This window comes from Sphingopyxis sp. J-6, assembly GCF_046603995.1.
GTDB lineage: Bacteria > Pseudomonadota > Alphaproteobacteria > Sphingomonadales > Sphingomonadaceae > Sphingopyxis.
The window spans coordinates 891,427-908,514 of sequence record NZ_CP145810.1; the positions used below are offsets into that span (position 1 = coordinate 891,427).

Consider the following 17,088-nt stretch of genomic DNA (forward strand, 5'->3'; position numbering starts at 1 on the left):
GGTTTCCGCGGCGCTGCGCTGTTACGGAAGGGGGAGAGTGATGGCAAGGCGGCGATTGTCCTGTGAGGATAAATTTTCTTGCCATTCGGAAAGCCAAATGCGGTTTTCCATTCAATTGGTGATCCTGTCAGGCAAATTTCTTGCGCCGACACCGGCATGGTGCCACATCGCGGGCATGACCGCCGCGACGATCAACCCGCACGAAGCCGCCCATTTCGGGGCCCTCGCCGCCGACTGGTGGGACCCGCACGGATCGTCGGCGATGCTGCATAAGCTCAACCCGGTGCGCCTGTCGTATATCCGCGACCGGATCGATGCGCATTGGCACGTCGATGCGCGCGAGCGCCATCCGCTGGCCGGGCGCACCGCGATCGATGTCGGCTGCGGCGCCGGGCTGCTCGCCGAGCCGCTCGCGCGGATGGGCGCGAACGTCACGGGCGTCGATGCGGCGCCCGAGAATATCGCGGCGGCGCGTGAGCATGCTGCGGGGCAGGGGCTGTCGATCCACTATCAGGCCGGCGAACTCGCTGCGCTGCCGCCCGCGACCTTTGATCTCGTCACCTCGATGGAGGTCGTCGAACATGTCACCGATCCGGCCGCCTTTATCGGCGAACTCGCGGCGCGGCTGGCGCCCGGCGGATTGATGATCCTGTCGACGCCGAACCGCACGATGCTGTCGAAACTGCTGCTCGTCGAGGCGGCCGAGCGGGTCGGCGCGGTGCCGCGCGGTACGCACGACTGGGACCAGTTTCTGAAGCCCGACGAACTGACGTCGTTGCTTGAAGGCGCCGGGCTCGACGTCATCGACCGCACCGGCCTGTCGCCGTCGCCGGCCAAGGGCTTCAAGCTCGGCGGCAGCGAGGCGCTCAACTATCTCGTCGCGGCGAGGCACGCGGGGTGAGCCGCGACCCGCGCGTCGACGAGTATATCGCGAAGCGGCAAGCTTTCGCCCAGCCGATCCTGAACCACCTTCGCGAACTGGTGCACAAGCATGCGCCCGGCGCTGAGGAGACATTGAAATGGGGCGTGCCGCATTTCGTGCTGAACGGGCAGAATCTCGCCGGTATGGCGGCATTCAAGGAACATGCGACCTTTGGTTTCTGGCGCGACGAAGAGGTGACGGGATCGCCGCGCGATACCGGCGCGATGGGCAGCATGGGGCGGCTGGCGTCGCTCGCCGATCTGCCCGGCGACAAGGTGATGGCGGCGTGGATCGGGAAGGCCGCGGGGCTTTGCGCCGAGGGCAAGCCCAAGCGGCCGGCGCCGAAGCCGAAAGCCGCGCTCGACCTGCCGAAAGATCTCGGCATGGCATTAAAGGCCGATGCCGCGGCGCAAGGGCATTGGGACGCTTTTTCGCCCGGCAAGCGCCGCGACTATATCGAGTGGGTGCTCGAGGCGAAGCGCGAGGAAACGCGCGTCAAACGCATCGAGACGATCGTCGCGCAGGTTGCGGAGGGCAAGGACCGGAACTGGAAATACAAGGGCTGTTAGGGGTTTGTCTCGTCATTGCGAGCGAAGCGAAGCAATTTCCAGCCTGCGACCTTGCGCAATCTCGATAGCTGGAGATTGCTTCGTCGCTACGCTCCTCGCAATGACGGGTTTTCAGAAGTCGACGTCCTCGTAATATTTCGGCGGCGTCACGATTTCCATCCGTTCCGCCAGCAGGGGGCGAAAGGAGGGGCGGGATTTCAGTCCCGAATACCAGCCCTTGGTCTGCTCGTGCCCGGTCCAGTCGATGCCGCCCAGATAGTCGGCGACCGAAATATGCGCCGCCGCGGTCAGGTCGGCGAGCGTCATGGTCGCGCCGGCGAGCCAGGTGCGGTGGTCGATCAGATAGTCGACATAGTCGAGATGGTTGTTCGCCGCCTTCATCGCCTCGCGCAGCGCACCGCCGTCGGGGGGCTGGCGGTGGACGATGCGCTTCTGCATCCGCTCGAACAGCAGCGGGCCGGTGACTTCATAGAAGAAATCCTGGTCGAACCAGGCGACGAGGCGGCGGATTTCGGCGCGCTGCGCTGCGGTGCCGTTGATCATCGCCTTGCCTTCGACGGTTTCCTCGAAATATTCGGCAATCGCGTTGCTGTCGATCAGCACCTGCCCGCGTCCGCCGTCGACCATCACCGGGGTCCGCCCCGCCGGGTTCAGGTCGATGAACTCGTCGCGCCGTTCCCACGGCGATTCGCGCACCAGTTCATAACCGACGCCCTTTTCGCCGAGCAGCAGGCGGACCTTGCGCGAAAAGGGACAGAGCGGGAATTGATAGAGTTGCCACATAAGCTTGGCATAGCGGCAGCGAGGCGTTCCGCGCAACGCCTATGGCGTGCGGAAAGTTACCTCGCTGCCAAAGCTGTGGATGGCGTCAGCGCTGCCGCGCGGCGTCGCGTTCGCGTTCCCACTGTGCCGCCATGTCGCGCGCCATGCTCTTGAGAACGGGCGCATAGGCCGCGAGCGCCGAGGCAGCGTGGCCTGCCATGCGCGTCGTGGCGCGGACATCGTCGCCGAGCCGTTCGGCATAATAGGGATCGTCCTGTCCCGCGACTTCGCCGAGCGTCGCGTCGGGCGGGATATAGGCCGCATCCGAGGTCGGATCGACGCGTGCGACGGCCTCGGCCAGCGGGCCGACGTTGAGCTTCATCAGCGCGCCGACCAGCGCGGTAACGGTATCGGCCATGCGATCCTGCGCGACCGGGTCGTTCAGCGTCGCGACGGTATCGTTCATCTGTCCGGCGGCGGCCGGCATCGGCGTCGCAAGTGCAAGCAGGGGAAGGGCGGCAAAGGTCCAGCGAATCATCGGCTTCATCCTTTCGGGAAGCGAAATTGATGCGGCGCTATAGCGATGCCGTGCTTTCGCTGGGCTGAACGCGGTTCGACCATGCGACAAATCGCCCGACATTTGCGGTTGTCCACATTTTCGTCATCCCGGCGAAGGCCGGAATCTCAACCTCGAATTGCGAATGCACCGGCGAGATCGTGACCGGAGTCACGCGCCTCCGGACACCCTTCGCCGGGATGACGGTTAAGATCTGCTATTCCGCCGCGACCACCTCGACCTCTTCCTCGTTCAGCGAATGGGTCAGGCGGCTGATCATTTCCTTCGGGCAAACCTGCCAGAAACGGCCCTTCCAGCGATCCCAGTCGGCGAGGATCTCGTCCGACCATTTGCTGCCGGTGGCCTTGGCATGATCTTCGACCAGCGCCTTGAGTTCGGCTTCCCAATGGCTGCTCGCGAGCCGCTGCCAGACGATCGATTCGCTGTTCGCATGCCGCTCGAAGCTGTCGTCGCTGTCGAGCACGAACGCCATGCCGCCGGTCATCCCGGCGCCGAAGTTCGACCCGACGGGGCCGAGGATGACCGCGGTGCCGCCGGTCATATATTCGCAGCCGTTGGCGCCGCAGCCCTCGACGACGACCCGCGCGCCCGAGTTGCGGACCGCGAAGCGCTCGCCCGCCTGGCCCGCCGCGAGCAATGTGCCCGCGGTCGCGCCATAGAGCACGGTGTTGCCGACGATGCTGTTATGTTGGCTGACCAGCGGGCTCGACACGGTCGGGCGCACGACGATGCGGCCGCCCGAGAGGCCCTTGCCGACATAGTCGTTGGCATCGCCGAAGACTTCCAATGTGATGCCTTGGCACAGGAACGCGCCGAGCGACTGCCCCGCGGTGCCGCGCAGGCGTACCTGCACATGGTTGTCGGCGAGCCCCTTCATCCCGAAGCGCGCCGTAACCTCTGCCGACAGGCGGGTGCCGACGGCGCGGTGCGTGTTGCGGACATTATAGGTGAGCTGCATGCGCTCGCCGCGTTCGAACAGCGGCTTCGCGTCGTTCAATATCTGCGCGTCGAGGCTGTCGGGCACCGGGTTGCGGAAGTTCGGTCCCTGCGAGCGGCGCTCCTCGTCGGGGGCGTCGACCTTGGCGAGGATCGGGTTCAGGTCGAGGTCGTCGAGATGTTCGGCGCCGCGGCTGACCTGACGCAGCAATTCGGTGCGGCCGATCACTTCGTCGAGGCTGCGGCAGCCGAGCTTGGCGAGGATTTCACGCACTTCCTCGGCGATGAAGGTCATCAGATTGATCACCTTCTCCGGCGAGCCGGTGAACTTCTGGCGCAGTTTTTCGTCCTGCGTGCAGACCCCGACCGGGCAGGTGTTGCTGTGGCACTGGCGCACCATGATGCAGCCCATCGCGACGAGGCTGAGCGTCCCGATGCCATATTCCTCGGCCCCCAAAATGGCGGCGATCACGATGTCGCGCCCGGTCTTGAGCCCGCCGTCGGTGCGCAGGCGGATGCGGTGGCGCAGACCATTGAGCGTCAGCACCTGATTGACTTCGCTGAGCCCCATTTCCCACGGCGTGCCGGCATATTTGACGCTGGTCTGCGGGCTCGCGCCGGTGCCGCCGGTGTTGCCCGCGACAAGGATGACGTCGGCATGCGCTTTCGCGACGCCCGCCGCCACCGTGCCGATGCCCGCCGAGCTGACGAGCTTCACACAGACGCGCGCCTTCGGGTTGATCTGCTTCAGGTCGTAGATAAGCTGCGCGAGATCCTCGATCGAATAAATGTCGTGGTGCGGCGGCGGGCTGATCAGCGTCACACCCGGCGTCGCATGGCGCAGCCGCGCGATAAACTCGGTGACCTTGAAGCCCGGAAGCTGGCCGCCTTCGCCGGGTTTGGCGCCCTGCGCGACCTTGATCTCGATCTCGTCGCAGGCGCCGAGATATTCGGCGGTGACACCGAAGCGGCCGCTGGCGATCTGCTTGATGTTGCTGTTGGCGTTGTCGCCATTGGCATAGGGCTGATAACGCTCGCTCGCTTCGCCGCCTTCGCCTGACACCGCCTTGGCGCCGATGCGGTTCATCGCGATCGCCAGCGTCTCGTGCGCCTCGGGCGACAGCGCGCCGAGCGACATGCCGGGGGTGACGAAGCGCTTGCGGATTTCGGTGATCGCCTCGACGCTGTCCAATGCGACGCCCTGCGCCGGATAGTTGAACTCCATCAGGTCGCGCAGATAGATCGGCGGCAGGTCGGCGACCCCGCGCGCGAATTGCAGATAGGTCGAATAGCTGTCGGTCGCGACCGCAGTCTGCAAGAGGTGCATCAGCTGCGCCGAATAGGCGTGCGCTTCACCGCCCGCCCGCTGGCGGTAGAAACCGCCGATGGGGAGGGTGGTGACGCGCGCGTCGAACGCCGCTTCGTGCTTCTCGACCGCGTTGATGAACAGCGACTGATAGCCTTCGCCCGAGATTTTCGCCGGCATGCCGGGGAACAGGTCGTTGACCAGCGCGCGCGACAGGCCGACCGCCTCGAAATTATAACCGCCGCGATAGCTCGAGATCACCGCGATCCCCATCTTGGCGAGGATTTTGAGCAAGCCATCGTCGATCGCCTTGCGGAAGCGCAGGTGGCAATCGCCCAGCGACAGTTCGCGGCCGAACAGCCCGCGGGCATGGCGGTCGGCGATCGCCGCCTCGGTCAGATAGGCGTGAACGGTCGTCGCGCCGACGCCGATCAGGACGGCAAAGGCATGGGTGTCGAGCACCTCGGCCGAGCGGACGTTGATCGAGGCATAGCTGCGCAGCCCCTTACGGACGAGATGCGTGTGGACCGCGGCGGCGGCGAGCACCATCGCCATGCCGACGCGCTTGTCGCCGATCGCCTGATCGGTAAGGAACAGCTCGCTGCGTCCCGCGCGCACCGCATCCTCGGCCTCACGGCGGACGCGGGCGATCGCTTCGCGGAGCGTCGCGGCATCGCCGCCGGCCGCGAAAGTGCAGTCGATATCGGCGACCGCGTCGCCGAAATAGGCACGCAGCCGGTCCCAGTCGTCACCGACGAGGACCGGGGAGTCGATCGCGAGAACGTGGTCGCTCTGCCCCTTTTCGTCGAGGATGTTGGCGAGGTTCGCGAAACGCGTCTTCAGGCTCATCACATGCCGTTCGCGCAAGCTGTCGATCGGCGGGTTGGTGACCTGGCTGAAATTCTGGCGGAAGAATTGCGCGACGTGGCGCGGCTTGTCCGAAATGACCGCAAGCGGCGTGTCGTCGCCCATCGATCCGACGGCTTCCTTGGCATCCTCGACCATGGGCGAGAGGATGAGCTCCATATCCTCCATGGTCAGCCCGGCGGCGACCTGACGGCGGAGCAGTTCAGCGCGGTCCCATTGCGGCAGGCTCGACTTGCCGCCCTTCGGCAGGTCGGCCATCGTGCGGAAACCCTTGACGCGCGCGGGATAATCCTGCGCGTCGGCGATCAGGTCCTTGATCGCGCGGTCTTCGTAAAGCGCGCCTTCGTCGAGGTCGACCGCGATCATCTGGCCGGGGCCAAGGCGGCCCTTCTTGCGGATGCTTGCTTCGGGCAACAGCACCATGCCGCTTTCGGAGCCGACGACGAGCAGATTGTCGGCGGTCAGCGTGTAGCGCAGCGGACGCAGCGCGTTACGGTCCATGCCCGCGACCGCCCAGCGGCCGTCGGTCATCGCCAGCGCGGCGGGGCCGTCCCACGGCTCCATCACGCTGGCGAGATAGGAGTACATCGCGCGGTGGTTGTCGGGGACGTCGCATTCGTTGGTCCACGCCTCGGGGACGAGGATCAGCTTGGCGGTCGGTGCATCGCGGCCGGCGCGGCACAGCGCCTCGAACACCGCGTCGAGCGCGGCGGTGTCCGACGCGCCCGCCGGGATCACCGGCTTGATGTCTTCCGAATGCTCGCCGAACGCGAGGCTCGCCATCTTGATCTCGTGGCTCTTCATCCAGTTCTTGTTGCCGCGGATCGTGTTGATCTCGCCATTATGGGCGAGGCAGCGGAACGGCTGGGCCAGCCACCATTGCGGGAAGGTGTTGGTCGAATAACGCTGGTGGAAGATCGCGACCCGGCTTTCGAACAGCTTGTTCATCAGGTCGGGATAGAAATCGCCCAGACTCTCGGCGAGGAACAGACCCTTGTAGATGATCGAGCGCGCCGACAGGCTGCAGATATAGAAGTCGGCGATCTGCGCCGCGATCACCTTTTTCTCGATCCGGCGGCGGACGAGGTAAAGCTGCTTTTCGAACTCGGCGACCGACTGTTCGTCGGGCAGCGGCCCGGCGATCATGATCTGCTCGATCTCGGGGCGCGTGCGCTGCGCCTTGTCGCCGATCACCGATACGTCGACGGGTACCTGACGCCAGCCATAGATGGTGAAGCCCGCGTCGATGATCTCGGCCTCGACGATCGTCCGGCATTCTTCCTGCGCGCCAAGGTCGGTGCGCGGCAGGAAGACCATGCCGACGGCGAGGCGGTTCGGGCGCACCTTGTGCCCCGACGCCGCGATGGCGTCATCGAAGAAACGCACCGGCAGGTCGACATGGATGCCCGCGCCATCCCCGGTCTTGCCGTCGGCGTCGACCGCACCGCGGTGCCAGACCGCGCGCAGCGCCTCGATCGCGGCCTCGACGACACGGCGCGAGGCCTTGCCGTCGGTTGCCGCAACCAGCCCGACGCCGCAGGCATCGGATTCCATGTCGGGGCGATACATGCCGGTCTCGGCAAGGCGCGCATGGTCGGGGGTGGGGTAATGGGTCATGTTGCAGTCCTGATTTCGTTCTTACCGTCATCCCGGCGGGCGCCGGGATGACGGCAGCGATGCTATTTCTTTTTCTTGCGGGCGTTTTCGACCGCTTCGTCGGCGGCTTGCTGCACCGCGACCGAGGCATTTTCATACGCGGTTTCGAGATCCTCGACCCGCTTCAGGTCGGCGGCCGACCAGTTGCTGCGGTCGTATGCGGGGTCTTCGACCGCGGCGTCAGCCGCTGCTGCGGCTGCGGTCGCCGCATCCGATGCCGCATCCACGGCATAATCGTCCGCGGCGACGTCGGCGGCCGCATCGACGGCATAATCGTCTGCTGCCATCGCATCGGTCGCTTCGACCGTGTCGGTCTTCCACATGTCGCGCTGTTCCTTCAGCGTCTTGACGTCGACCTTCATCAGCTTGGCCAGCTTCGACAATTCGGCATCGCTCAGGTCGGCGAGCTGCTTTTCCTTCGGCAGCTCCTTCATGTCCTTCTCGATCTGCGGCGCGCGGTCGATGAACTTGCTGATCAGCGGCGGCATTGCCTTGATCACCGCCAGCATCACTTCGGGATCGGCCTGCAGCGCCATCCAGTCATTGCCATAGGCGGTGCCGGTCGGGGTCGCGAGGAAGGCGTTGAGTTCGGTGAGCTGCACGGCCGAGAATTTGCGCGCATAGGCCTTGGCCATGCCGGCGCGCATCGGCGGCTCCATGTCGGCGAGGACTTCGCTGATCAGCGGCTTGATCACCTTGTTGATCTGGTCTTCGCGTTCCTGGCGGTTCGGGTCGAAGACGTCGGCGATCTTGCGCTTGGTCGCTTCGTCGAGTGCGGCGATTTTCTCGCTCTCGACCCCGGTCTTGATCGAGATCATCAGGTCGGACTCGCCGCCCATCTCGCCCATGATGGTCTTGAACATCTTGCCGTAGAGATTGTCCATCATCCGCTCGAGACTGCCCGAAGGGATCAGCGCGCCCATCGTCGTCTGCGCCAGCGTCAGGCGCGCGGGTTCGACCGGCGGCAGGTCGCTGGTGTCGAACATCTTTTCGACGATTGCGATCGCCGCGTCCATCTCGCGTTCCATCTTCGCCTTGGATTCGGCGGCATAGGCTTCGCTATCGACGTCAGCGCTGTCCTGGCTCGCGTCGACGACCACCTCGGCGGCAGGCGCTTCCTCGGGCGCGGCCTGCACGGCCGTACCCAGCGGCAGCAGCGCGATCGTGCCGGCGAGCAGCATCGTCTTGAATTTCGGCATCATGAATTTCCTTCCCTGTTGGTCATGCTGCCTTCTTTTCGCTTTTCGCTTTCGCTTTCAACCATTTCGACATCTGTTCGCTGACGTCGCGGCCGTCGCGGATGCCCCAGACGACCAGGCTGGCGCCGCGCACGATGTCGCCTGCCGCAAAAACGCCGGGCAGGCTGGTCATCATCGTCTGGTGATCGACGCGCAGCGTGCCCCAGCGGGTGACCGAAAGGTCGGGCGAACCGAAAAGCTGCGGCAGTTCCTCGGGATCGAAACCCAGCGCCTTGATCACCATGTCGGCGGGCAGGTCGAACTTGCGGCCGGGGTCAACCTCGGGGCTGCGGCGGCCGCTCGCATCGGGGGCGCCGAGGCGCATCCCCGCGACGGCGACTTCCTTGACCTGCTTGTCGGCGGTGAAGCTTTCGGGGGCGGAGAGCCAGACGAACTCGACGCCCTCCTCTTCGGCATTCGAAACTTCGCGCTGCGATCCCGGCATATTCTCGCGGTCGCGGCGATAGAGGCATTTGACCGACCTGGCGCCCTGGCGGACGGCGGTGCGGACACAGTCCATCGCGGTGTCGCCGCCGCCGATGACGACGACATGCTTGCCCTTGGCATCGAGGCTGCCGTCGTCGAACGCCGGCACGGCATCGCCGAAGCCTTTGCGGTTCGAGGCGACGAGATAGTCGAGCGCGGCGATCACGCCGTCGGCGCCATTGCCTGCGACATTGATCTCGCGCGCCTTGTAAACGCCGGTCGCGACGAGGATCGCGTCGTGCTTCTGGCGCAGCGCGTCGAGCGTCGCGTCGCTGCCGACGTCGAAGCCGAGGTGGAAGTGGATGCCGCCCTGTTCGAGCCGCTCGATGCGGCGCATCACCACATCCTTCTCCAGCTTGAAGCCGGGGATGCCATAGGTCAGCAGCCCGCCGGCGCGGTCGTGCCGGTCATAGACATGCACTTCGTGCCCTTCGGCGCGGAGATATTCGGCGGCGGTCAGCCCGGCGGGGCCGGCGCCGATGATCCCGACCGACTGGCCGGTCGCGGCGCGGACATGCAGCGGCTCGACCCAGCCTTCGGCCCAGGCGGTGTCGGTGATATATTTCTCGACGCTGCCGATCGTCACCGCGCCATGGCCCGAGAACTCGATCACGCAATTGCCTTCACACAGCCGGTCCTGCGGGCAGATGCGGCCGCAGATCTCGGGCATCGTCGATGTCGCGTTGCTGAGTTCATAGGCTTCGCGCAGCCGGCCTTCCGCCGTCAGGCGCAGCCAGTCGGGGATATGGTTGTGCAGCGGGCAGTGGACCGAGCAATAGGGCACGCCGCACTGCGAGCAGCGCGCCGCCTGCGCGTCGGCGTCGGGCGCGGCGTAGCGTTCGGCGATCTCGCGAAAGTCTTGCGCGCGGTCTTCGGCGGAGCGCTTGTCCGGATAGGATTGTTCACGCTCCACAAACCGGAGCATGCGATCGGCAGCCATGCAGTTTCCCCTTCGTTGCGGGGCAAATGCATGGCCGGACCGAGGCTGTCACGAAATTTATGCCAATTAGGACAGTATTACTGACATTAATTCAGGGCTTGGGGAGAGAATTTTGTTCCTTGCGCAACTATCTTTCGCAAATAGTAAAATATCGGACCTATCTCATGGTGAGCCATACCAGCGCTGCGGCGCCGACGATGATTCGGTACCAGGCGAAGGGTGCGAAGCCATAGCGGGTGACCACCGCGAGGAAGGCCTTGATCACCACCCACGCGACGATGAACGAGACGAAGGCGCCGAGCCCGATCAGCCCGAGATCGTTCGAGGTGATCGCATCGCGGTGCTTGAAAAGCTGCAACGCCGTCGCGCCGCTGAGCGTCGGCAGCGCGAGGAAAAAGCTGAACTCGGCGGCGGTCTTGCGGTCCACCCCGAACGACATTGCGCCGAGGATCGTTGCGCCCGACCGGCTGACCCCCGGGATCATCGCGATGCACTGGACCAGGCCGACCAGAATCGACTGCCGCGTCGTCACATTGGCAACCCCGCCGACATCCTTCGTCTTGGCAAAGCGTTCGACGAGCAGGATGGCGAAGCCGCCGATGATCAGCGCCCAGGCGACGACCACGGCGTTTTCGAGTAGCAGCTCGATATAGTCGCCGAACGCCAGCCCGAGGATGACGGCCGGGAAAAAGGCCAGCAGCAGATTGCGGACAAACGCGATGGCGACGGGGTCGCGGCGGAAGAAGCCGGTGAACATGTCCCAGAACAGCTTCCGGTAGAGCACGACGATCGCCAGGATCGCGCCCGGCTGGATCGCGATGTTGAAGATCGCCCAGCGCGATGCGTCATAGCCGAGCAATTCGGTCGCGAGGATCAGATGGCCCGTCGACGAGACGGGAAGGAATTCGGTCAGCCCCTCGACGATGCCGAGGATGATCGCGGTCAGCCAGATGCTCATCGTGCGTCACCCCGCAGTTCATGGCGCGCGGCCGGGGCGGGGCGGGGAAGCAGATCGGTGCGGGTCATGGGAATCCTGCGATGGCGATGGTCGGTCATATGCGAAAGGGCGTCCGGCCGATGCCGGGCGCCCTATTCGCGTACCGACCTACGCAGGCAGACCCGATTTTTCCAGCCGCTATTTCGGTCGATTGACGCGTTCGCTCGGCCAGCCGACCCGGAGCAGCGTCTCGTCGGGATCGGAGAGAGCGAATTCGTACATGCCCCACGGCTTGTGCGTCGGCGCCTTTTCGCGCTCGAGGATCGCGTCGCGCATCCGCTCGGCAAGCTCCGCGACACGGTCGGTGTAGAGATAGAGGCCGAACGGATTCTGTCCGGGAATCAACCAGCCCTCGGGCGCCTCGTTCGTCAGGTGCAACTGCCAGCCCTTGCCGTCTTCGAGCAGCCGGTAGCTGCCGTGGTCGCCGACGACCGACAGGCCGAGCTGTTCGTAGAAAGCGGTGCTCGCATCGAGGTCGCTGCACGGCAGGATCGCAGCGATATGGTGACGGGGCGCATCGGTCATCGCCCGAACTTAGCGCCGCGATGACGCAGCCGCCAGTTGGCAATATGCGCGCCGGCAAGCCCCAGCGCGCCGAGCGAGGTGAGCAGCCGGTCGGCCGCCGCAGGATCGGTGGCCGCAACCCATCCTTCGTGCGCCGCAAGCCCCACCGCGAGCAAGCCGACCCCCATCGCAGCCGCGAGGCCCGGAGCGATGCGCCGGTGCCGTTTCCAGCCGTCGTGCATCGCGACCAGCGCCGCTGGGACGGCGAGCAGCAATATCGCGGCATGCACCCCTTCGGGCAGCGCGATCCAGCGACTGAGCGCCGGGGCCAGCAGGATGATCAGCGGCAGCGCGAGGCAGTGGATCAGGCAGGTCAGCGACAGGAGGATTCCCGTCAGGTCGGCAAGACGCGGGCGCGCGGCGGGGAAGCACATGGGATGTCTTTCGCGGAAGGGGTTCGCGTGCGAGATAATGATACAATGTATCATTGCAAGGGCGATTGTGAATCCGCCCCTTGCCGCCCATATCGCATGCTGGCAAAGGGGCGCAGTTTTGGCGCCTTTTCACCGGTGCCGTCCAACCGCCAGAAAGGCCGATTTTTCGATGTCCCAGATGATCCGTGTCACCCTTCCCGATGGCTCTGCCCGAGAAGTCGTGCGCGGGACTACTCCGGCGCAGATTGCGGCGGACATCGGCCCCGGCCTCGCCAAGGCCGCTCTCGCCGCAAAGATCGACGGCGAACTGCGCGACATCATGCGCCCGCTGGAGGAGGATACCAACCTTGCGCTGGTGACGAGCCGCGACGAGGCCGACGCGCTCGAACTCGTGCGCCACGACTATGCGCATGTGCTGGCGGAGGCGGTGCAGAACCTGTTTCCGGGCACGCAGATCACCTTCGGCCCCTCGACGGGCGACGGCTTCTATTATGACTTCGCACCGACCGCCGGGCACGGCGCCTTCCGCGACGACGAACTGCCGCTGATCGAGGAGGAAATGCGCAAGATCATCGCCGCCGACCTTCCTTTGACGAGGGAAGTCTGGGAACGCGACAAGCTGATCGCCAAATGGGCGGCCGAGGGCGAGACCTTCAAGGCCGAATGGGCCGCCGAACTGCCGCAGGGCGAGGAACTCACCGTCTATCGCAGCGGTGATGGCTGGATGGACATGTGCCGCGGGCCTCACTTGGCCTCGACCGGCAAGCTCGACCCCGCGGCGTTCAAGCTGACGCGCGTGTCGGGCGCCTATTGGCGCGGCGACCAGAAGAATGCCCAGCTCAGCCGTATCTATGGCACCGGCTGGCTCAACAAGAAGCAACTCGCCGAGCATCTCGTCCGGCTCGAGGAAGCGGCGAAGCGCGACCATCGCAAGATCGGCCGCGAAATGGACCTCTTCCACCTGCAGGAAGAGGCGCACGGCAGCATCTTTTGGCACCCCAAGGGCTATCGCATCTACCGCGAGCTCGAGGCGTTCATGCGCCGCGCGATCGACGGCGGCGGCTATGTCGAGGTCAAGACGCCGCAGGTGATGGACGCGCGCCAGTGGGAGCAGTCGGGCCACTGGGGCAAATATCGCGAGAATATGTTCGTCATCCCCGACGAAATCCCGAACACCGAGGATGACGGCCCGATCATCTCCGACGATGCCGAATGGATGGCGCTGAAGCCGATGAACTGCCCGGCGCACGTCCTGATCTTCCGCCAGGGGATCAAGTCGTACCGCGATTTGCCGCTGCGCATGGCCGAAATGGGCTGCTGCCATCGCAACGAGCCGCATGGCGCGCTGCACGGCATCCTGCGCGTCCGCCAGTTTACGCAGGACGATGGCCATATCTTTTGCCGCGAGGACCAGATCGTCGAGGAGGTACGGACCTTCTGCGCGCTGCTCGACCGCGTTTACCGGGATCTCGGCTTCGAAAAATATGCAGTGAAGCTGGCGCTGCGTCCCGAAAAGCGCTTCGGCACCGAAGAGATGTGGGACAAGGCCGAGGCCGAACTGCGCGAAGCGGTCGCGCGCGCCGGCATGGCGAACGACGATTATGGCTGGGAAGAACTGCCGGGCGAGGGCGCCTTCTATGCGCCGAAGCTCGAATTCCACCTCACCGACGCGATCGGACGCACTTGGCAGTGCGGGACGATCCAGTCCGATCGCGTGATGCCCGAACGCCTCGATGCCTCTTATGTGGCCGAGGATGGCGAACGCCATCGCCCGGTGATGCTCCACCGCGCGATCCTCGGCACTTACGAGCGCTTCATCGGCATCCTGATCGAGCATTTCGCCGGCCGCTTCCCGACCTGGCTCGCGCCGGTGCAGGCGGTGGTTGCAACGATCGTCAGCGACGCCGACGATTATGCGAAGGACGCCGCCGAACAGCTCGCCGCCGCGGGCATCCGCGTCGAGACCGATCTGCGTAATGAGAAGATCAACTACAAGGTACGCGAGCACAGCCTGCAGAAGGTTCCGTACCTGCTCGTCGTCGGCAAGCGCGAGGCGGAGGAAGGCAGTGTCGCGATCCGCACTCTCGGGCAGGACGGTCAGCGGATCATGCCGCTCGCCGAAGCGATCGCGATGCTGAAGGGCGAAGCGACCCCGCCCGACCTCAGGGGCTGATGGCCGAGCCGCGCCGGCGCTGGCGGCGCTGGGCAGTGCTGCTCGCGCTGCTTGGCGTGGTCCTGCTCGCGAAGGGCTATTGGAACGCGACGCGCGACCCGATCGTCCGCCACGCGGCCGTCGCGGTGGCCGATTGGCCCGCCGGGCAGCCGCCGCTGAGGCTGCTGCTGCTGTCCGATATTCACGTCGCGGGCCCCGATATGCCACCCGAGCGGCTGGCACGGATCGTCGGCGAGCTCAACCGGCTGAAGCCCGACCTCGTGTTGATCGCGGGCGATCTCGTCAGCGAAAAGCGCATTGCGACCCATATCTATACGGCGGCCGAAGTCGTTGCGCCGCTCGCCGGCCTGCGCGCGCCGCTCGGCGTCGTCGTTGCGCCGGGCAATCACGATCACTGGTTCAAGCCCGACGCGCTGCGCAGCGAGATGGAGAAGCTTGGGCTCCGCGTGCTCCAGAACGAAGCGATCAGGCTCGGCCCGCTGGTCGTCGGCGGGGTCGACGACGATTTTTCCGGGCATGACGATATTGCCGCGACCTTTGCCGCGATGGACCGGCTCGGGCCGGGCGTGCCGCTGCTGCTGACCCACAGCCCCGACATCGTTCCCGACTTGCCGCGCCCGGTCGCCGCCGTCTTCGCCGGGCATACCCACTGCGGCCAGATTCGCTTTCCCGTCGTTGGCGCGATCAGCTATGTCTCGCGCTACGGCGACCGCTTCGCCTGCGGCGACATGGTCGACGGAAAGCAGCGCGTCTTCGTCGGCGCGGGTCTGGGAACGAGCATCGTCCCGCTTCGTTATCTGACCCCGCCCGACATATGGCTCGTCACCTTGGGCGCGAGCGGAAAGGAATGAGCGCTTTGCCCCAAATCGCCGAAATCGTCCGGCATGGGGCGCGGGAACGCCTGCCACGCCATCGCCACGCGCGTGCTTATGTCGCGCTGGTGCTGGGCGGCGGCTATGAGGAAGCGGGCGATCAGGGGCGGGTTGCCGCCGCCGCGGGAACGGTGGTCATCCATGGCGACTGGACCGCGCATCGCGACCTGTTCGGCCTTCGCGGGGCGCGGGTGCTCAACCTGCCGATGGCCCCCGATATGGTCCCGGGCGCCGGGCATATCGACGATCCCGACGCCGCAGCGCGCCTTGCCGAACGCGATGCCGCCGCGGCCGCCGATTATGTGCGCGATCATTTCCGACCCGGTGCCGCCCTGCAACGCGACTGGCCCGACCTGCTCGCCGCTGCGCTCGCGGACGATCCCGATATCGCGCTTGCTGGCTGGGCGGACGGGGTGGGGCTCGACCCGGCGTCGGTCAGCCGCGGCTTCATGCGCGCCTATGGCGTCACGCCGAAGCGCTTCCGGCTCGAGGCGCGGACCCGGCGGGCGTTGCTGGCACTCGCTGGTTGGCGCGGCAGTCTCGCGGCGCTCGCCGCCGACCAGGGCTTTGCCGATCAGGCGCATCTCGCGCGGTCGGTGGCCGCGATGACCGGCATGCCGCCGGTCCGGTTCCGGGCAAAGTCCGTTCAAGCCTAGGCCGCTGCCTTCGGGCTAGGTGGGGGCATGGATCGCCGCCTCTTCCTCGCCGCTGCGCTTGCCGGCCTCGCCGCTTCCGCTCTTGCTCCCATTCGCGCCAATGCCCAGCGTCCGCCCTCGCGGACGCGCTGGAAGGTCCGCGCCTCCGAAGGCTTCGATGCGCTCGCCTTTCTCGGCCCGCTTGCCGGAGGCGAGCTGTATCTGCGCTATTATCAGGCCGACGCCGATGCCTTTGCGCCGCGCCTGCCTGCGGCGGTCCGCGCCGATATCGCGGCGCTGTGGAAGGACGCCGAAACCGCCGGCTTCGGCCTCTTGGGACCGGTGCTGTCGGTGGTTTATTCGGGCGACGACGACAGCAGTCTCGCGTCGCTGATCGCGGCATCGGCCGACCCCGAAACGCTGCTTCTGCCGGCCTATCGTGCGAGCAACAATTGGGACGAAAAGGATTGGCGCTGGTTCCTGTCGGCCGCGCCGCGGCTGAAGACGGTGTTCGAGGCGATCGCGGACGCGGGTTTCGCGGCTTTCCGGGCCGAACGCACCGCCGGCCTCGACGCGCGTATCGCCGAACTCGGCCGCGATCTCGCGGCTTATGACGTGATCAGCCTGCACGAAAAGCTGACCGGCCGCAGCTTCGACCCGCAGATCGAGGTCGTGCTGCTGCAATTCTGCAAGCCGCACGGCATCAAGGTGCAGGGCCAGACTTTCCTGCAGGCGGCCGACTGGAACACCGCGATCACTGTGCGCAACGCGGCGCACGAGATGCTCCATCCGCCGGTGCCGATGGATGGCGCGGCCGCCAAAGCGGCGCTCGCGCTGCTCGAAAAGGATGCGCTCGTCATGCGCGTCGTGCGCGAGCATGATCCGAAATGGGGCTACACCACGCTCGACGGCCTGCTCAACGAGGATCTGGCGCAGGCGCTCGACCAGCTTATTGGCGAGGCACTTGGCGTCGGGCGCAATCCGGCCGATCGCTGGCGGCAATCGGACGACGGCATCCATGTGCTCGCGGGCGCCTTCTACGGCATGTTGCGCGATGACAAATGGATCGAGACCGGCGGCTCGATCGAAAACTGGCTCGCGCGGACGGTCGACAGCGGCCGGCTGGCGCCGGCGCGCCTGTACGCGATTGCTGCTCGCGTCCTCGAACGGCCCGCCGATCGTCTCTGGCCATTGATCGCGCCCTGACGCTCGGC

General features: G+C 65.8%; 14 protein-coding genes. 6 read left to right on the plus strand and 8 right to left on the minus strand.

Annotated features, from left to right (window positions below; all coding sequences use genetic code 11):
- Positions 1-175 precede the first annotated feature (175 nt).
- Together ubiG and V6U71_RS04375 are read left to right on the plus strand one after the other, a co-directional pair.
- The gene (gene ubiG / locus V6U71_RS04370; protein WP_411342308.1) at positions 176-901 is read left to right on the plus strand and encodes a bifunctional 2-polyprenyl-6-hydroxyphenol methylase/3-demethylubiquinol 3-O-methyltransferase UbiG; all 726 of its coding nucleotides are present in this window, start codon (positions 176-178) and stop codon (positions 899-901) included.
- Positions 898-1,491, plus strand: a complete 594-nt coding sequence (locus V6U71_RS04375) for a YdeI/OmpD-associated family protein (protein ID WP_411341109.1) — start codon at positions 898-900, stop codon at positions 1,489-1,491. Before ubiG ends, V6U71_RS04375 begins: the two co-directional genes overlap by 4 nt.
- 111 nt (positions 1,492-1,602) lie before the next feature.
- Here the strand turns inward: V6U71_RS04375 and V6U71_RS04380 are convergent, their stop codons facing one another.
- The 8 genes from V6U71_RS04380 to V6U71_RS04415 all read right to left on the minus strand — a co-directional run bounded on the left by V6U71_RS04380 (position 1,603) and on the right by V6U71_RS04415 (position 12,194).
- Positions 1,603-2,274 (minus strand): glutathione S-transferase family protein, encoded by a 672-nt coding sequence (locus V6U71_RS04380; protein WP_054588640.1) that lies wholly within the window; start codon positions 2,272-2,274, stop codon positions 1,603-1,605.
- Positions 2,275-2,359: 85 nt separating this feature from the next.
- Complete coding sequence (locus tag V6U71_RS04385; protein ID WP_411341110.1) at positions 2,360-2,791, minus strand: hypothetical protein; 432 nt, start codon at positions 2,789-2,791, stop codon at positions 2,360-2,362.
- A gap of 235 nt (positions 2,792-3,026) precedes the next feature.
- Positions 3,027-7,556: a glutamate synthase large subunit gene (gene gltB, locus V6U71_RS04390; RefSeq protein WP_411341111.1), complete on the minus strand. Its 4,530-nt coding sequence runs from the start codon at positions 7,554-7,556 to the stop codon at positions 3,027-3,029.
- A 62-nt stretch (positions 7,557-7,618) separates the two neighbouring features.
- Entirely contained in the window at positions 7,619-8,794 is a 1,176-nt protein-coding gene (locus V6U71_RS04395) for a DUF2059 domain-containing protein (RefSeq protein WP_411341112.1), read from the minus strand.
- A 22-nt stretch (positions 8,795-8,816) separates the two neighbouring features.
- Positions 8,817-10,259, minus strand: coding sequence for an NAD(P)-dependent oxidoreductase (locus V6U71_RS04400; RefSeq protein WP_054588637.1), 1,443 nt, complete (start codon positions 10,257-10,259; stop codon positions 8,817-8,819).
- A 157-nt stretch (positions 10,260-10,416) separates the two neighbouring features.
- Complete coding sequence (locus V6U71_RS04405) at positions 10,417-11,217, minus strand: undecaprenyl-diphosphate phosphatase (RefSeq protein ID WP_411341113.1); 801 nt, start codon at positions 11,215-11,217, stop codon at positions 10,417-10,419.
- A 177-nt stretch (positions 11,218-11,394) separates the two neighbouring features.
- Entirely contained in the window at positions 11,395-11,781 is a 387-nt protein-coding gene (locus V6U71_RS04410; RefSeq protein WP_411341114.1) for a VOC family protein, read from the minus strand.
- Positions 11,778-12,194 (minus strand): MerC domain-containing protein, encoded by a 417-nt coding sequence (locus V6U71_RS04415; RefSeq protein ID WP_411341115.1) that lies wholly within the window; start codon positions 12,192-12,194, stop codon positions 11,778-11,780. Before V6U71_RS04415 ends, V6U71_RS04410 begins: the two co-directional genes overlap by 4 nt.
- 169 nt (positions 12,195-12,363) lie before the next feature.
- Here V6U71_RS04415 and thrS point away from each other — a divergent pair, with 169 nt between their 5' ends.
- Genes thrS through V6U71_RS04435 form a run of 4 tightly spaced genes read left to right on the plus strand, consistent with a single transcriptional unit; the run spans position 12,364 to position 17,080 of the window.
- Positions 12,364-14,367, plus strand: coding sequence for a threonine--tRNA ligase (gene thrS / locus V6U71_RS04420; RefSeq protein ID WP_411341116.1), 2,004 nt, complete (start codon positions 12,364-12,366; stop codon positions 14,365-14,367).
- The gene (locus V6U71_RS04425) at positions 14,367-15,218 is read left to right on the plus strand and encodes a metallophosphoesterase (protein ID WP_411341117.1); all 852 of its coding nucleotides are present in this window, start codon (positions 14,367-14,369) and stop codon (positions 15,216-15,218) included. The genes thrS and V6U71_RS04425 overlap by 1 nt, the downstream gene beginning before the upstream one ends.
- Positions 15,215-15,895 (plus strand): AraC family transcriptional regulator, encoded by a 681-nt coding sequence (locus V6U71_RS04430; protein WP_411341118.1) that lies wholly within the window; start codon positions 15,215-15,217, stop codon positions 15,893-15,895. Before V6U71_RS04425 ends, V6U71_RS04430 begins: the two co-directional genes overlap by 4 nt.
- Positions 15,896-15,922: 27 nt before the next feature.
- Positions 15,923-17,080 carry a hypothetical protein gene (locus V6U71_RS04435; RefSeq protein ID WP_411341119.1) on the plus strand — a complete coding sequence of 386 codons (1,158 nt, stop codon included), beginning with the start codon at positions 15,923-15,925 and terminating at the stop codon, positions 17,078-17,080.
- Positions 17,081-17,088 lie beyond the last annotated feature (8 nt).

What these genes read in the sequence shown, in the direction of transcription:
- V6U71_RS04410 (WP_411341114.1), bottom strand. Translation starts at nt 11,781, where the DNA reads ATGACCGATGCGCCCCGTCACCATATCGCTGCGATCCTGCCGTGCAGC.
- V6U71_RS04385 (WP_411341110.1), bottom strand. Translation starts at nt 2,791, where the DNA reads ATGATTCGCTGGACCTTTGCCGCCCTTCCCCTGCTTGCACTTGCGACG.
- V6U71_RS04415 (WP_411341115.1), bottom strand. Translation starts at nt 12,194, where the DNA reads ATGTGCTTCCCCGCCGCGCGCCCGCGTCTTGCCGACCTGACGGGAATC.
- V6U71_RS04405 (WP_411341113.1), bottom strand. Translation starts at nt 11,217, where the DNA reads ATGAGCATCTGGCTGACCGCGATCATCCTCGGCATCGTCGAGGGGCTG.
- V6U71_RS04400 (WP_054588637.1), bottom strand. Translation starts at nt 10,259, where the DNA reads ATGGCTGCCGATCGCATGCTCCGGTTTGTGGAGCGTGAACAATCCTAT.
- V6U71_RS04425 (WP_411341117.1), top strand. Translation starts at nt 14,367, where the DNA reads ATGGCCGAGCCGCGCCGGCGCTGGCGGCGCTGGGCAGTGCTGCTCGCG.
- V6U71_RS04395 (WP_411341112.1), bottom strand. Translation starts at nt 8,794, where the DNA reads ATGCCGAAATTCAAGACGATGCTGCTCGCCGGCACGATCGCGCTGCTG.
- thrS (WP_411341116.1), top strand. Translation starts at nt 12,364, where the DNA reads ATGTCCCAGATGATCCGTGTCACCCTTCCCGATGGCTCTGCCCGAGAA.
- V6U71_RS04435 (WP_411341119.1), top strand. Translation starts at nt 15,923, where the DNA reads ATGGATCGCCGCCTCTTCCTCGCCGCTGCGCTTGCCGGCCTCGCCGCT.
- gltB (WP_411341111.1), bottom strand. Translation starts at nt 7,556, where the DNA reads ATGACCCATTACCCCACCCCCGACCATGCGCGCCTTGCCGAGACCGGC.
- ubiG (WP_411342308.1), top strand. Translation starts at nt 176, where the DNA reads ATGACCGCCGCGACGATCAACCCGCACGAAGCCGCCCATTTCGGGGCC.
- V6U71_RS04380 (WP_054588640.1), bottom strand. Translation starts at nt 2,274, where the DNA reads ATGTGGCAACTCTATCAATTCCCGCTCTGTCCCTTTTCGCGCAAGGTC.
- V6U71_RS04430 (WP_411341118.1), top strand. Translation starts at nt 15,215, where the DNA reads ATGAGCGCTTTGCCCCAAATCGCCGAAATCGTCCGGCATGGGGCGCGG.